This window comes from Streptomyces sp. NPDC091292 (assembly GCF_044757265.1).
In the GTDB taxonomy this organism is placed as follows: domain Bacteria; phylum Actinomycetota; class Actinomycetes; order Streptomycetales; family Streptomycetaceae; genus Streptomyces.
Genome location: NZ_JBIVUQ010000037.1, coordinates 1 through 14,325, shown reverse-complemented (window position 1 = coordinate 14,325; position 14,325 = coordinate 1). Strand labels below are relative to the sequence as shown.

Below are 14,325 nucleotides of genomic sequence, written 5' to 3'. Positions count from 1 at the left end.
CGAGTCCGAGTTCGCCGGCGTCGGGGGGTGTCGGCGACGTAGTCGAGGTGGCCCCCGCGCCGGAAGACACGGGCCCCGGAACGCAGTTGGGCCGTTCCCGGCCCGCCGACGGAGAGTCCCCGTCGCCCGGTGCGAGTCCGACGGATTCGGCCGCGGCGAGTGGTGAACCGTCCGGGGCGCCGGAGTCACCTGGCCCCGATCCGTCCGTCCCTGTCCCTGATCAGGTGTCTCCGGATCAGGTCGATGTACGGGTACTGGACCGTGCGGCCGTGGCCCCCGCCGGTGGGGTGGGCCTGGGCCTTGAGGTCCGGCGCACCGACGGTGTGGATCAGCCGGGCCTGGTTCAGGTCTCCATCGACTACTCCGGTTTCAAGTACGCCTACGGTGGTGACTTCGCCGCACGGCTTCAGTTGGTGAAGCTGCCCGCGTGTGCGCTGACGTCTCCGGGCGAAGAGGGCTGCTCCGCACGGGAGTTCGTGCCCGTCGACAACGACACCGCGACGGCCAGTCTGACGGCGACGGTGACCGCCGAGGCCGATGAGGGCCCTGCGGAGGACGGCGGCGGGCTCTCACCGCAGCTCGGCTCGGGTTCGGCGAGTGTGTACGCGCTGACCACGGGTTCGTCCTCTGACCAGGGTGACTACCGTGCTTCGACGCTGTCGCCGACGGGTTCGTGGAGTGTGTCCACCGGTTCGGGTGCGTTCAACTACAGCCTGCCGGTCCAGTTGCCGGCGCCTCCGATGGGTTCGGCGCCGCCTTTGGCGATGACGTACAACTCGCAGTTGGTGGACGGCCGTACGTCGGCGTCGAACAATCAGGCGTCCTGGGTCGGCATGGGCTGGGACCTGAATGTCGGCTACATCGAGCGGCGTTACCGCAACTGCACCGAGGACGGCCTGGACACGATCGGTGACCTCTGCTGGGACTCCCCGAACTCGTCCGCCGAGCCGAGCGGCGCGGTCTATGTCATCAATCTCAACGGCGTCACGTCGGAGCTGATCCAGGACAACACGGGCACGGGTGCCTATCACCTCAAGGACGATCCGGGCTGGCGCGTGCAGCGTCTGTTCAACGGTCATGGCGCGGGCCGCGACGGCGAGTACTGGGTCATCTCCACGCAGGACGGCCAGCGGTACTACTTCGGCTGGGGCCGCTCGGAGCGGACCAACACCGCGACCGCGTCCGTGTTCACCGTGCCGGTGGTCGGCAACGACGCGGGCGAACCCTGCCACGCCCAGTTTCCCGAGCCGTGCACCCAGGCGTGGCGGTTCAACCTCGACCGGGCGGTGGACGCCAACGAGGTCGAGACCATGTACTTCTACGACAAGGAGTACAACCACTACCGTTCGGTCGCGACAACGGACACAGCCCGCTCCTACGTCTCGTCCGGCTATCTGAAGGAGATCCAGTACGGCTGGTCCTCGCAGATCACGGATGGCAAGCTGCCGGCGAAGGTGGAGCTGTCGCACGTCAACCGCTGTATCGAGCGCATGGCGGAGAACGATCCGCTGCGGGACGAGCCCGCCGCGTGTCCCACGTTCAAGGACAAGCCCGGTTCGTATCCGGACGTTCCGATCGACCTGATGTGTGACGGCACCGCCGGGGACTACCAGTGCGCGGGCAAGACGTACTACCCCACGTTCTTCTCGACCGACATGCTCTGGGACATCAAGACGTATGTCTCCGACCAGGACGGCACGGGCTGGGATCTGGTGCAGCAGTACCAGACCAAACACGGTCTGCCGAATCCGGACGGCACGGTCGGCAAGACGCTGTGGCTGGACTACGTGCAGCGCAAGGCGTACGGGGACGGCACGGATCTGGTCCTGCCGGTCGTCAACTTCAACGGCGTCGATCTCGACAACAAGGTCGGCTCCACCGAACTGAACTTCCGCCGTGTCAACGAGATCCACGGAGACCTCGGGGCCACCACGTCGGTGTCCTACGGGTTCGCCAACGCCTGCACCGCGGACGCCCTGCCGGCCCAGTCCACGAACACCAAGGACTGTTTCTGGCAGAAGTGGACGCCGGAGGGTGCGAGTGAGGCGCGGTCCGGCTGGTTCAAGAAGTTCCTGGTGACGAAGGTCGAGGTGGACCCCACCGTCACCAGCAACCAGGACGGTGCCCCGGTGATGACCACCTCGTACACCTACGAGGACGGAGCCGGGTGGCGCTTCACCGACGACCCGCTGACGGCGGATGACGACGAGTCGTGGTCGGAGTGGCGGGGCTACCAGGAAGTCCAGGTCAGCACCGGCGCGGGCACGGGGAAGCAGACGAAGAAGTACTGGCTGTACCGCGGGCTGTCGGGCGACCGTACGTCCAAGTCCGACCCGTCGGCCACCCGCACGGTCACCGTCAACGACGGGGACGGCAACAACTACACCGATCACGACTGGCTCTCCGGCAAGACCCTGTCCACCTCACTGCGGGATGACACGGACACCTCGCATCAACGGACTTACCACTCGTACTGGAGCCATAACACCGCCCAGTACACAGGTCTGCCGGACGCCCGCTTCGTCCGCGAGTCGAAGACGACGACCAACACCAAGATCAGCACCGGCTGGCGCGAACACGTCGTGGAAAGCGAGTACGACGACACCGAAGGCGCCTCCACCACCTTCGGTCTGCCCATGCGCACCCACGAATGGGGCCAGACCGGAGTCAGCGACGACCGCTGCACCACCTACGGTCGCGCCTACAACACCGACCCGTACGACTCCACCGGCGCGCAGCGCTGGACCGTCCTGCCCGACCAGGTCAAGCACTACTCCGTCGGCTGCGGCAGCATCGCCGACAGCAACCAGGACGGCTACACCTCCACGCTCTACGACCACGCGACCGGCATCGACACCAACAAGCCCGTCGACGGCAACGCGACCGAGACCCGCACCTACACCAAGGCTGGCGACTACCGCACCCTCACGTCGGACTACGACAACGCGGGCCGGGTGACATGGGCCGAGGACGGCCGCGGAAACCGCACCACGACCGCGTACCGGCCCGCCAACACCTGGCCCCTCGGCGGAATCACGACCACCTCACCGGACCCCGACGGGCCCGACGGCGCGCGGACGCGGCACACCGCGACGGCGTGGCTGTCAAGGTTCTGGGGGACGGCCACCAAGACAGAGGACGTCAACGGCAACACCACCACGGTCACTCTGGACGCGGCGGGGCGCCCCGTCGAGGTGTGGAAACCGACGGAGACCGGCTCCTCGCCGTCGATGAAGTTCAGCTACACCGTCCCCACCTCCACCGACGGCTCCGGGGTCCCCGACACCGTCGACGGCTACCCGCATGTGGCCACCCACGTCCTGCAGTCCGGCTCCGCCTATCTGACATCCCACGCCTACACCGACGCACTCGGCCGGGAACGGGAGAGGCAGGCCCCGCTCCAGGACGCCTGGGACAACGCGGCGGGGCACTCAGTGCCCTACCGGCAGGTCGCCGTGGTGCGCTACGACTCCGCGGGGCACGTGGCCGGCACGTCGGCGGTCTTCCGCAACCAGGGCACCGCCGGATCAGGCGGCCCCTCCAGCCCGCAGGTCGCGGACCTGCCCTCCTACAACGACGTCAGAGTGGACTGGGCCGGCCGAGTCGTCGCCTCCACTCTCCAGGCACTGGGCACACCGAAGATCCACGGCCGGGTCCTCACCACCTACTCCGGTGACTTCACCACCGTCCACCCCGCCGTCGGCGGCGACACCGACACGTACACGGATGTCTACGGTCAGACGTCCAAGGTCGTCGAACACACCGGCACGTCGGCCTACACCACCCAGTACGGATACACCGACAAGGGCGAACTCAAGAAGATCACCGACCCACGCGGCAACGACACGCTGTACGCGTACGACTGGGCCGGGCAGCGCACAGCCGTCGACGACCCCGACGCCGGGAAGTCGACGACTTCCTACGACGACGACGGCCGGATCGACACCACCACCACCAGCAACAACGGTCAGACGACCCTCTCCTATCACTACGACACGCTGGGCCGTCAGACGTCGATATCCAGCGGGGCCGACGAACTCGCCGCCTGGGTATGGGACATGCCGAACGTGCCGCAAGGCAAGGGGCAGATAAGTTCCGCCGTCAGCCGCGACAGCGACGGCACCACGTACACCACCAAGGTCGCCGAGTACGACACGCGCGGCCGGCCCCTCAAGACGACCGTCACCCTGCCCGCCGCGGTCAACGGACTGGCCGGCGACTACACGACCTCGTTCACCTACGACGCCGCCGACCACATCACCAGCGTGTCCTACCCGGCCGCGGGCGGCCTCGCGGCGGAGACGGTCACCAGCACCTACGACGCGTTCGGCCACCCCGACCGGCTCACTGGCACACTCGGCAACACCGCCTACGTCAACAGCACCCGCTATGACTCCTATGGCCGCCTCGACTCACGCACCTACGGACTCGCCCCCGACGGCAACGGCGTCACCGCCCAGCGCACCTACGACTACGACGACACCAACGGCACCCGCTGGCTGAAGACCATCTCGACCACCACCAGCATCAACGGACTCATCAGCGAAACCCAGAAAGACACCTACAGCCGGGACTTCACCGGCAAGATCACCGAACTGCGGGAACAGGCGAGCGGCCAGACCGCACAGTCCCAGTGCTTCCGGTACGACGACCAGGCACGGCTCACCCACGCCTACACCCGATCCTCGGAGAGCCTCTGCATCGCCGGACCCACATCCTCCGACTTCACCGGCGAAGCCCCCTACCAGAGCGCCTATACCTACGACCGGCTCGGCAACCTCCAGTCCGTCACCGACACCGACTCGGTCGGCACCGCGACCCGGCACGACTACCTCTACCCCGGCTACGACGACGCGGGCACCTGGACCACGCCCAACACCGACCAGCCCCACGGCATCCGCAAGATCGACCACATCACCGGCGCCACCACCACCTCCTCCGACACGTTCACGTACAACGCCGACGGAACGATGAAGAAGCGCGTCGAGCCGGGCACCGGCAGCGCCACCGCGAAGACCACCGACTACACGTGGACCAAGCACGGCCAACTCGCCACGGTCAAGACCACCAAGGCCACCGGCAGCGAACTGACCCGCTACACCTACGACGCCGACGGCGCCCTGCTCCTGCGCACCACGCCACAGGAGACCGTCGCCTACCTCGGCGGCATGGAACTGCGCACCACCGACGGCCAGACCGCAACCGCCACCCGCTACTACACCAGCGCCGGCTCCACCGTCGCCATGCGCACCACCGGCCCCGGCAACGGCAAACTCGCCTACCTCACCGCCGACACCCAGGCATCCACCCAGCTCACCATCGACGCCACCACCGGCACCTCCACCCGCCGCCGCTACACCCCCTTCGGAGACGAACGCAGCGGCACCCTCCCGGTAGGAACCGACCGCGGATTCCTCGGCAAGACCGAAGACCCCTCCACCGGCCTGTCCCTCCTCGGCGCCCGCGCCTACGACCCCGAACTCGGCCGCTTCCTCAGCCCCGACCCGCTCACCCTGCCCTACTCACCGCAAAGCCTCTCCGCCTACAGCTACAGCCACAACGACCCGGTCAACTTCTCCGACCCCTCGGGGCTGTCCGAGATGTGCGGCGCGATGAACGCCTGCTACGCCGACACACCGGGAGCCTCAGACAACCCCGCCAACTCCGGAAGCGAAGGCGTCCGCCGCCAGGAAGTACGCAACGCCGCGCAGGACGTCTACTACCACGCGCAAGAGGCGTTCGGTGACAGCGACAGCGGCCGGGCCGCCTACCAAGCGTGGCTCGCCGTATTCCGCGAGGAAATGGCCGCACTGGAGAAATCGACCCCCACAGCCATCACCAGCGACGACGTCACCGCGGCAGCCGCCAACTCCTGTTTCGGCCCCGGCTCAGCAACCTGCCCCGGGAGTCTCAGGAACTGGGTGCGGGACCGTGAGATGGAACGCATGGCCCAGTACATCGGCTGGGACGGACCAGGCGGCGTAAAGGGCAAAACCCCAGGCAAGAAACCCAAGACGAAGACGGGATCCTGCGACAGCTTCCTCCCCGACGCCGAAGTCCGCATGGCAGACGGCACCGTCAAAGCCATCAAGGACGTCGAAGCCGGCGAGAAAGTCCTGGCAACGGATCCCGAAACCGGCAAAACCGAACCACGGACCGTCCTCGCCACCATCATCACCAAGAACGACAAAGACTTCACCGAACTCACGGTGGACACAGGCAGCGGCGACGCTTCGATCACAGCCACCGATCACCACCCCTTCTGGTCACCGTCCCGCAACGCCTGGGTGGACGCCGCCGACCTGAAACCCGGCACCACACTGCGCACCGACACCGGCGCCACAGTCAAGGTGACGACAACCCGCTCCTTCCAAAAGGGGCTGGAAACACACAACCTCACCGTCGACGGAATCCACACGTACTATGTGCTGGCGGGCGAGACACCGGTACTCGTTCACAACAACAACTGTAATCTCTTTGATGGGGATGGTTGGCAGCACGTGCTGGATGAGCACGTAGATGGAAGTCCAGGAGTGACGCCAAACAACACAACTTTCTCCAATTATGCGGATCTGGACGAAATCGCAGAGTTGATTGAGGATACTGCAAAAACGCCAGGGCGGCGAAATACTCCCGATGGAGCTGGGAAACCTCGTGACGGAACAATTCACACACACGATTTCGGCTACCCTGTTGGATCCCGAGGTGAAACTAGCGTCGAAGTTATCCTCAATCCAGACGGATCTCTACGTACCGCCTATCCGAGGTGATGGCAATGGAGCAACTCTCTCTGCATTGGAAGATGGTGCGGACCGGTTCGGCAGACCTCGTTCTACGCTTTCCGCGAGAGACCGTCGAAGTACACACCACATATATTGGAGATGGTCTCGGTTCCGTGGTGCAAGCGGCCATCGACCTCCGACTGGGGTCCAGCTCGGCAACAGCGTTCCTTCCCGCCGAGCCCGCGGGTACCTTCCTGTTCCTTACGGGAGCAGACGAAGATGCGTACTTGCAGGTCGTTCAATTCGCGGACATGGAAACAGAGTCCCGCCGCTGGAGCGGTGGCAGTCTGCGATGGCGGGGTCGGGTTGACGTCCGTGCATTTATTCGCAGCGTGGTGGTCATGGCTGATGACGTGCTGGTTCAATGTGGCAGCACTGCCGCATATTCAAAGGCGTGGGGTGGAATTACCTTTCCGATTCGTGAACTGGAGACTCTCCGGCAAGGATCGTGATCCTTGTACGCCTAGCGGCTAGATCTGAGAAGGGTTTCTGAGTGGGTGTTCCGAGAAAGGGTATTGGGAACTCTATAGGATCAGTGAGTCGCCAGACGCGTGGAGTCGGATCACTTGGTATCGAGGACGGAGCGTCGTTGACAGCCCGTTCGAGTGAGCCAGTTAGCGGCTGGGTCGGGTTCAGTTCCGAGCGTACGTTTAGAGTGTGGCGATACGGGGTTGGTCATTCCCAATTGCTGCTCAGGGCGGTGCCCGACAAGGTAGAGAGAGCCACCCTGGATCTACTGTTCGAGGGGGTGGCCGCCATGAAATTGGCCACTCGGTATGAGTCGATAGAAATCGCCATGGCCAGCGTAAGTGAAGCTCGCGAGCTTCTTGAGCTATCCGGCCCGCCAGACGTTCGCGGCGACCGGACCCTCGCTCTTGCCATCCGGTCCGGAAGAAGCACTGGGCTTGTGCTGTGCAAGCGAGCAAGCGCTTTGCGTGGTGGTGCCGACCTGGTCGACGCTGCCGGTGCTCCTACGGAACAAAGCGTCGTTTGGAGTAGTGCGCGATAAATGGGCGAAGGCTTCGGCCAGCACCGTTTGCATTTCAGGGGCCGGCGGTAGGTGCGAGCGGGCGGCGGGTGGGCGTCAGGCGGTCAGTGGGGGGCAGGGGCGCGTAGTACACGCAGGCGCCCTCGGCGGGGATGACGCCTCTTGCGGGCGGCCAGGACGCCGGACGGGAACTGCGGGTTGAACTCTGGTGCGTGCAGGATGGTGCGCGGACGTGGCTCGTCGGGGCTGCGAGCGGTGCAGCGGAATTTCAATCAGGCGTCTCTCAGCCGCGGTTGCTCTTCTTCGGCAATCCACCCCGGAAGTCGCAACCGGTGCATTCGTCCTCGCCCTGGATATGGCCCTCGTACCAGCCGTGGACGGCGGCGTGCAGGATCGCCTCCTCCACCGAGGCTTCGCCGTTGCGGACTGACGCGATGGCGTTGCCGACGACCACCCGGAGCGCAGCGTTGTCAGGCGAAGGGAACGGTGGGGAGGGCATCGGCGAATCGGACGTCATGGCCGCAGCTTATGGGCGGGCACGCGTGCCGGTCAGCCGGACGACCCTGATCCCGTGCGAGGAGGGGCCGTGCAAGTAGCTCCGGATTCCTCGGCCGACCGGCTGACCGGCACGGGCAGGCTGCCCCGGCACTTGCGGCTACGGGCAGCCTCAACGCTGATGCCCTCTGGATAGCCCCAGAGTTGCTGGTCGTCGGCCATAGCATCCATCCCGTTTGTCGGTGATGAGCGTAGGCAACACGTGGCCGGGCGTACGGCAAGGCCGCCCCTGCTTGATCGGCGGGGCGGCCCTCTGTGGTTCGGTCAGACCTGGGTGAGGCGATTCGAGAGGTCGAGGGCGGCGGTCGCGACCGCGAGGGCGGCGCACAGGCCGAGTACCTCGTGGATGGTCGGGCGGACCAGGCGCGGCCAGTCGTCCGGGGCTGCGGGCCAGGAGGCGAGATGCACCTCGCGGGTGGCCAGGCCCAGGTGGGCGGTGACGTTCCAGCCCGCGAGGGAGGCGGGCTCCCAGTGCAGGCGAATGCGGCCAAGGGGAAGTCTCGGGGTTTTGGCGGAGAGCCAGGTGACGTCGAGCGGTCCGTCGGGCAGGGCGGAGACACGTTGAACCAGCGCGCCGCGTACCCAGCTCGGCATCGGTCGTACGGCGAGGGCGGGCAGGGCAAGTACGTGCGAAGGGCGGGATCGCGACGAGATAGGAACCTCCGAGGTTCAGTCGTTGGGGCGGGTCAGGCCCAGGTGAGGGCGTCGCTGACCGCCGCCGGGAGGTAGTCCTCCTGGCCGTCGTCGGCTATGAACGCCTTGCCGTCCCGGACGACGACGTTCGCCCCCACGTAGTGGGTGAAGGGGAAGTCAGGGTTGATGGCCAGGCGGATCGGCAGGTTGGGGTCAAGGTCCTGGAGTTGGCGGAGTAGGTGGCCGACGGTCAGGTAGTGGGGCACGAAACCTCCGGAAGCGGTACGGGATGGTAGGCAGGGCCGGGGTGGTGGCAGAGGCGTCAGGAACCGTCGAGGCGATGCAGGTCGCGACGAACCTTCGGCCCCTGGGCGACGTGGCTGGCGAGGTGCCGATTGCGGCTCTCGTTGACGTAGCCCTTGCCGGACTGCTTCAGTTCCCAGCCGCCGCACGAGCAGATGGCCTGCGCGTACGCGCGACCGGGGCAGTCAAGGTGGAGCGGTTTGCCGGAGCTGGTCTGTTTGTGGTGCGGCGGGCAGTCCGTGCCATCGGCGTGGTGGTTGGTCAGCGGGGCGCGGAAGGGCATGGTGGGTTCCTCGTGGGGATGGGCCGCAACCGATCGGCCGTACTCGGCGGGTACCAGGTGTGCGCGGTCATTCAGCGAGGTCGCGCTGCCCCTGACGTCGCTCGGCACGACGGGGGGCACGGCGGCGGACGGTCTTGGTCCGACGGGCGTGCTGACCGGGGAGGTAGAAGCAGGTGCAGCGCCGGGGGAAGGCGCGTTTTCGGCGGAAGCCGGGGTGGTGGCCGGGAGCATGCGTACGGTCGGAACTTCCCGGCGGTTGGTGCTGTTCGGAGCAGGCGGCTCGGATTCGCGGTCAGCGCTGGGCGACGAGGGCGGTGACGAATCCGGCGACGGCCTCGGACGGGGTGTGGAGGCCGAACTCCTGGACCCACGGGTCGCTTTCGGTGGGCTGGACTCGGACCTGCCAGACGATGCCGTGCTTCCAGGCGGCGGGATCTTCGGGAAGCCGGCCGACGTAGACACGGCCGTCCGGGCTCGTCGCGTGGACGTTGGCCTCCGGGGTGTCGAAGAATGCCCAGCCGAGGGCGTCGAGGAGGTCGAGCACCGGGCCCGCGCAGGGGTCGGAGGAGAGCCGGCAGCCGTCTTTCACGGAGGGGCGGACGACGGCGGGCGGGAGGGTGGCGGAGGCGGTCATGGTGGGACGATCCCTTCGTTGACCTGCGGTTTTTCCCAACACCCGTACGTTGACATGCGGTGTGACGAAGTACGTAGTCCTTTCCCGGGAAGCGACGTCTGCCGTGGGCGAACTGGGGGTCCTCAGCAGGTGGTGGGCGGCGCGGGAATGGATCGGCGGACGCGGTTGTCCTCTGCGGGTTGGGCAACGGGTCGCACGGAGCCGGGCTGGAGCGGAGATGGCGGAGGCGAATAGGCACTGGAACGGGGCCGGGCTGGAGCGCAACATCCGGGCGGCCAGGCGGCCGTGGACGGTGGGCGGCATCGCGATGGTCGCCGACGGCCAGTGGGCTGTCCGTGACCAGTCCGACGAACGGCGGGGCGAGGGCGCGGCGGTGGAGCATCGGGTCGCGAATGGGCTCCGCGTCGAGCTGACGCTGGAGGAGTTGGCCCGCGCGGTGGGCTCCCAGATTGGAAACTTCAAGCCTTGCGCAAGTAGATCAACATCCTCTTGTTGTGCACATGCCTCTGGCATATTCTTCACAGGCTTGGCCGCCCAGGGGGGTGGTCTCCAGCGGAGAGGAAACCGATGGGCAACCGTGCAAGCCGGTGCGTACTCGCGTCTGCGGCAGCGCTTTTGCTGTCCGTGGGACTGGCCGGACCAGCCGCCGCCACTGCGGGGGAGGATCCCCCGATTGATGACACGCCGATCAACACCGCCCCGCCGGCAGAGCCGGAGGAGGACGTCACCGATGTCCCCGACGGGGGCAACGGGTTGCCCGACGAGCCCACCTTCACCCCGCCGCCCCCCAAGGACTGGCCGAACGCCGACTACTGCGGCCCCTCGCACGGGGTCTACGTTCCGTCGACCAAGGGAAGCCAGTATCACAAGGGGGTTGGCCCGGTCCTGTCGACCTACAACGGCACCTCTCAGGTCGCCACGTCGACCTTCACTTCGGAAGTCAGCGGCGAAGTCGGGGTCAGCGTCTCCAGCGGTCTGACGGTGAGCGTCAACACGATGGTCGCGAAGATCGAGGGCAAGTACGATGTGAACCTTTCCATGAAGCTCACCGCGAAGCTGGGCATTGCTGTCAATGTCAAGACGCCGCCGAAGAAGACCACGAACGGCAAGTACGGCGTCTTCAGGCTGAAGAACACGGGCGTCAGTTACACCGTTTACAGCAACTGCAAGACCTCGGCTCACAAGACCATAACCAGTTACAGTCCGGTCAAGGTCGGTTGGTACCTCTGGGAGGATTGATGTCTCCACTGGCACGACTGGCAGGGCTTCGCAGTGCTTTTGCCATCGGCACCGTACTGGGCTGCCTTGCATTGAGTGGCTGCTCAGAGAGCGATCACGCGAACAGCCCTCCGGCCGGCGCAGGGACGGCCACCGCTCCGTCGGTCAGCCCGGCCAAGACACCCGAAAGGCCGGAGCACATTCCCGGAGAGTCCGTCACGCAGGCACCCAAGCTGATATCGGGTAAGCCGCTCACCGAGGTCGCTTCGGCCAAGGGAAACCGCGTCATGGAAATCGGGGAAATCCAGGCGCAACCGCTGTCCGTGCTCGTGAACTGCCAAGGCGAGGGAACTCTTACGGTCGAGCTGGAGCCCGTCGGCCTGAGCTTCCCGCTGGAATGTGTGGCCGAAGAGGTCAGCAGCACTTACAACGAAATGCGGCTCAAGCAGCCCAGGAAGAAAGGAACGGTTTCCGTGACCGCTCCTTCCACTGTCCGCTGGTCGCTGACCGTGGGGCAATAAGCCTGCCGCACTGCGAGGGGCTTCCGACTGCCAGGTCGGGAACCCTCGCAGTCGGCGTACTACCGGCCAACCCACAGGGAGCGGGGCATTCCCGGCTCTGGTGTTCCCTGTCTGACGGTGTGTTCGGGCCAGTAGATGGGTGGAGCCGCTGGTTGTGGCTGGGCGCTGAACTGTCACCTCGAAGTGGATAGTTGGCCCGGGTTCAGCGGCTGCGGCGTGGGGTAGGCGGACTGGCCATCGGCCTGGTCCCGAGGGTGTGCGCGGAACTGCTCGACCGATTCTGTGCCGAGACCGTCGTCCGGCTGCGGGCGGCCATGACCCGGAGGTCGGATGGTGTCTGCCGGGTATGGGCGGCGCGCTGTACGGCCTGGGTGACGGCGGTTCGGCGCACGTCGAGTGGGGCCGGAGCCCGAGAGACCCGGGGAGCAGGCGGGGAGACGGGGGTGAGCGTGACCAGGTGCCGCATCCTGCGATTGATCTGATGGCGCTCACGGATCACCGGGGCGGAATCGGTCATGGCGGCTGCGGTCGCGGCGATCAGGTGGGACGGGGTGCGGGCCGTGAAGACCGCCTCCGCGTGCGTGCCCCAACCCGGTGGGCCGGCCCACAGCGTGACGGTTTCGTCGTCCCAGCCGGAGAGGCGGTTGTCGATGAGGACGCCTGCTTGTCCGTCGGGCGCGATGATCTCGACGGTGCCGCGCTCAGCCCCGCCGTCGCGAGTCCAGCCGGCATCGGTCAGCGGTCGGACGGCGTCGGCCCAGTGATACGACGGGTTCGCCAGGAAGCGTCCGTTGCCGTCGTAGGCATCGGCTTCGGCGTAGTCGTGAGCCAGAGCGGTGGTGAGACCGGCGACAATCTCGGCCGGGGTGACGTGGTTGAAGGTTGCTGTCCAGCGGGTGGCAGAGGCGGCCTCCTTGGCTGCGGTGATCTTCCATAGGTCGAAGTCGTCGCCGAACCAGCCGATACGGATCCTCTGGTCGGGCGAGGTGACAAGGAGCTGGCAGGGGCCCTCGTCGAGGTAGTGGTGCGGCCAGTGAGCGACGGGGGCGAAGCCGGCGTCTCCGGTCCCGTTGGAGCCCGCCAGGTACCTGGGGCTGACCAGTACCTCTTGGTAGGGATCCTGGTCGTAGGGCTTCTGGGTGTTCATCGTCGGGGCTCCGGGGCGTAGGAGGGGAACGTGCCCGTGTGCCCAGCGGGACGGATTGCTCAACTGCGCGCGGGCACAAGGGCGATGGGGACAGGCGGCCAGCTCTCGGTGCCACGCGGATCACCGGCCCCGAGAGGTGGTCGACTGGGCGGTGACGGCCGCCGTCGGTACTCGTGGTTGCGGCTGCGGTGCGTGGCTGAACAGGCCGTTCGGCGCGGCGGTGCTCCGGCGTAGGGCCGCTGCGGTTCGGACGCCGTCCGGCCCCGGTGGGACGCCGGTTCGGGTCCGGGTGGCCTCCGTGACGGGGCCGTGGGTGACGAGTGCCTGCGCGTGGCGACGGGGTTGCTCCAGTGTTCGACGGCCGCGTAGACGGGGCCCAGCGCCCGTCCTGCTTCCGTCAGGACGTAGGGGTCGCCGTGGCGCGGTCCGGTGCGGGTGACCAGGCCGTCGGCGTGAAGCCGGTTGAGGCGTAGGCGGGTGAAGCCGTTGTCCAGGCCGGATCCTCGGCGATGTGGAGGAACCGCATGGGGCCGCCCGCGTCGAGGACCTGGATGACGGCGGTCGCATGCCGGAGGTGCAGACGCGTATGGCGTCCTCGACGCGTTCGGCTCCGGCCACCTCTCCGAGCGACAGGTTGGTCTGGGACCAGTCGGACAGGGCGCGGTGCACCGGAGACAGCGACTCGCCGAATGCGCTCAGCTGGTAAGGAGCCCAGTGGCGGTTGTCGGTTCGGGTGACCAGCCCATCAGCGTGCATCTGGGCGAGCCGCTTGCCGACGAGCTGCTCGCTGCGACATCACGTACACGCATGGGGTGACCCTCCTGCGCCAGGGTCTGCGCCGACCAGGTGGTCCACTTCGGTGCCATCAGGGAGAGAGCGTCCTCGACACGCTGAGGATCGACCGAACCGATGGAGGAGGCGGAGGGTGGTACAGGGGTGGACATGAAGGCGCCCTTTCTGGAGGTACTCAGCGGGAACGCGAAGGCTTGGTGGACGCGCTCGTTGGGGGTGCGACAGCCGGATCGGCATCGGCGCCGGAGATCGCCGCAACGCTGCTGCGGCTGAGGGCTGCGTATACGCGTGGCGTGGCCGTACGCCCATCTCGAAGGGCTGCTTCGCCCCGGGACGTGAGCGAGAGGAGCTGTCCGGGCCGGAACAGTCCCTCGCTAAGGGTTGTCCCGTAAATGATCTTCAATCGGTTTCGGGTGAGGTCGGCCGTTGTACGGGGCTACCGGCCTATCCGGCGTGGGCGAGGTTGTGC

General features: G+C 66.7%; 10 protein-coding genes. 3 read left to right on the top strand and 7 right to left on the bottom strand.

Annotated features, from left to right (window positions below):
- Nucleotides 1-224: 224 nt before the first annotated feature.
- The gene (locus ACIQNU_RS42805) at nucleotides 225-6,770 is read left to right on the top strand and encodes a polymorphic toxin-type HINT domain-containing protein (RefSeq protein WP_401377881.1); all 6,546 of its coding nucleotides are present in this window, start codon (nucleotides 225-227) and stop codon (nucleotides 6,768-6,770) included.
- Between the two features lie 1,283 nt (nucleotides 6,771-8,053).
- Here ACIQNU_RS42805 and ACIQNU_RS42800 read toward each other — a convergent pair.
- The 5 genes from ACIQNU_RS42800 to ACIQNU_RS42780 form a co-directional block, all read right to left on the bottom strand.
- Nucleotides 8,054-8,287: a hypothetical protein gene (locus ACIQNU_RS42800; protein ID WP_401377878.1), complete on the bottom strand. Its 234-nt coding sequence runs from the start codon at nucleotides 8,285-8,287 to the stop codon at nucleotides 8,054-8,056.
- A gap of 302 nt (nucleotides 8,288-8,589) precedes the next feature.
- On the bottom strand, nucleotides 8,590-8,919 hold the full coding sequence (locus tag ACIQNU_RS42795; protein WP_401377876.1) for an esterase: 330 nt from the start codon (nucleotides 8,917-8,919) through the stop codon (nucleotides 8,590-8,592).
- A 92-nt stretch (nucleotides 8,920-9,011) separates the two neighbouring features.
- Nucleotides 9,012-9,224, bottom strand: a complete 213-nt coding sequence (locus ACIQNU_RS42790) for a hypothetical protein (RefSeq protein WP_401377873.1) — start codon at nucleotides 9,222-9,224, stop codon at nucleotides 9,012-9,014.
- A gap of 56 nt (nucleotides 9,225-9,280) precedes the next feature.
- On the bottom strand, nucleotides 9,281-9,544 hold the full coding sequence (locus tag ACIQNU_RS42785; protein WP_401377871.1) for a hypothetical protein: 264 nt from the start codon (nucleotides 9,542-9,544) through the stop codon (nucleotides 9,281-9,283).
- Between the two features lie 292 nt (nucleotides 9,545-9,836).
- Nucleotides 9,837-10,178 (bottom strand): DUF317 domain-containing protein, encoded by a 342-nt coding sequence (locus ACIQNU_RS42780; RefSeq protein WP_401377869.1) that lies wholly within the window; start codon nucleotides 10,176-10,178, stop codon nucleotides 9,837-9,839.
- Between the two features lie 567 nt (nucleotides 10,179-10,745).
- Here ACIQNU_RS42780 and ACIQNU_RS42775 point away from each other — a divergent pair.
- Together ACIQNU_RS42775 and ACIQNU_RS42770 are read left to right on the top strand one after the other, a co-directional pair.
- Nucleotides 10,746-11,417, top strand: a complete 672-nt coding sequence (locus ACIQNU_RS42775) for a hypothetical protein (RefSeq protein ID WP_401377867.1) — start codon at nucleotides 10,746-10,748, stop codon at nucleotides 11,415-11,417.
- Nucleotides 11,417-11,917 (top strand): hypothetical protein, encoded by a 501-nt coding sequence (locus ACIQNU_RS42770; RefSeq protein WP_401377864.1) that lies wholly within the window; start codon nucleotides 11,417-11,419, stop codon nucleotides 11,915-11,917. The genes ACIQNU_RS42775 and ACIQNU_RS42770 overlap by 1 nt, the downstream gene beginning before the upstream one ends.
- 202 nt (nucleotides 11,918-12,119) lie before the next feature.
- Here ACIQNU_RS42770 and ACIQNU_RS42765 read toward each other — a convergent pair whose 3' ends face one another.
- Complete coding sequence (locus tag ACIQNU_RS42765) at nucleotides 12,120-13,064, bottom strand: DUF317 domain-containing protein (RefSeq protein WP_401377861.1); 945 nt, start codon at nucleotides 13,062-13,064, stop codon at nucleotides 12,120-12,122.
- 120 nt (nucleotides 13,065-13,184) lie between these two features.
- Nucleotides 13,185-13,820, bottom strand: a complete 636-nt coding sequence (locus ACIQNU_RS42760; RefSeq protein ID WP_401377858.1) for a hypothetical protein — start codon at nucleotides 13,818-13,820, stop codon at nucleotides 13,185-13,187.
- Nucleotides 13,821-14,325: the final 505 nt, after the last annotated feature.

What these genes read in the sequence shown, in the direction of transcription:
- ACIQNU_RS42780 (WP_401377869.1), bottom strand. Translation starts at nt 10,178, where the DNA reads ATGACCGCCTCCGCCACCCTCCCGCCCGCCGTCGTCCGCCCCTCCGTG.
- ACIQNU_RS42775 (WP_401377867.1), top strand. Translation starts at nt 10,746, where the DNA reads ATGGGCAACCGTGCAAGCCGGTGCGTACTCGCGTCTGCGGCAGCGCTT.
- ACIQNU_RS42760 (WP_401377858.1), bottom strand. Translation starts at nt 13,820, where the DNA reads ATGCACGCTGATGGGCTGGTCACCCGAACCGACAACCGCCACTGGGCT.
- ACIQNU_RS42785 (WP_401377871.1), bottom strand. Translation starts at nt 9,544, where the DNA reads ATGCCCTTCCGCGCCCCGCTGACCAACCACCACGCCGATGGCACGGAC.
- ACIQNU_RS42795 (WP_401377876.1), bottom strand. Translation starts at nt 8,919, where the DNA reads ATGCCGAGCTGGGTACGCGGCGCGCTGGTTCAACGTGTCTCCGCCCTG.
- ACIQNU_RS42770 (WP_401377864.1), top strand. Translation starts at nt 11,417, where the DNA reads ATGTCTCCACTGGCACGACTGGCAGGGCTTCGCAGTGCTTTTGCCATC.
- ACIQNU_RS42800 (WP_401377878.1), bottom strand. Translation starts at nt 8,287, where the DNA reads ATGACGTCCGATTCGCCGATGCCCTCCCCACCGTTCCCTTCGCCTGAC.
- ACIQNU_RS42765 (WP_401377861.1), bottom strand. Translation starts at nt 13,064, where the DNA reads ATGAACACCCAGAAGCCCTACGACCAGGATCCCTACCAAGAGGTACTG.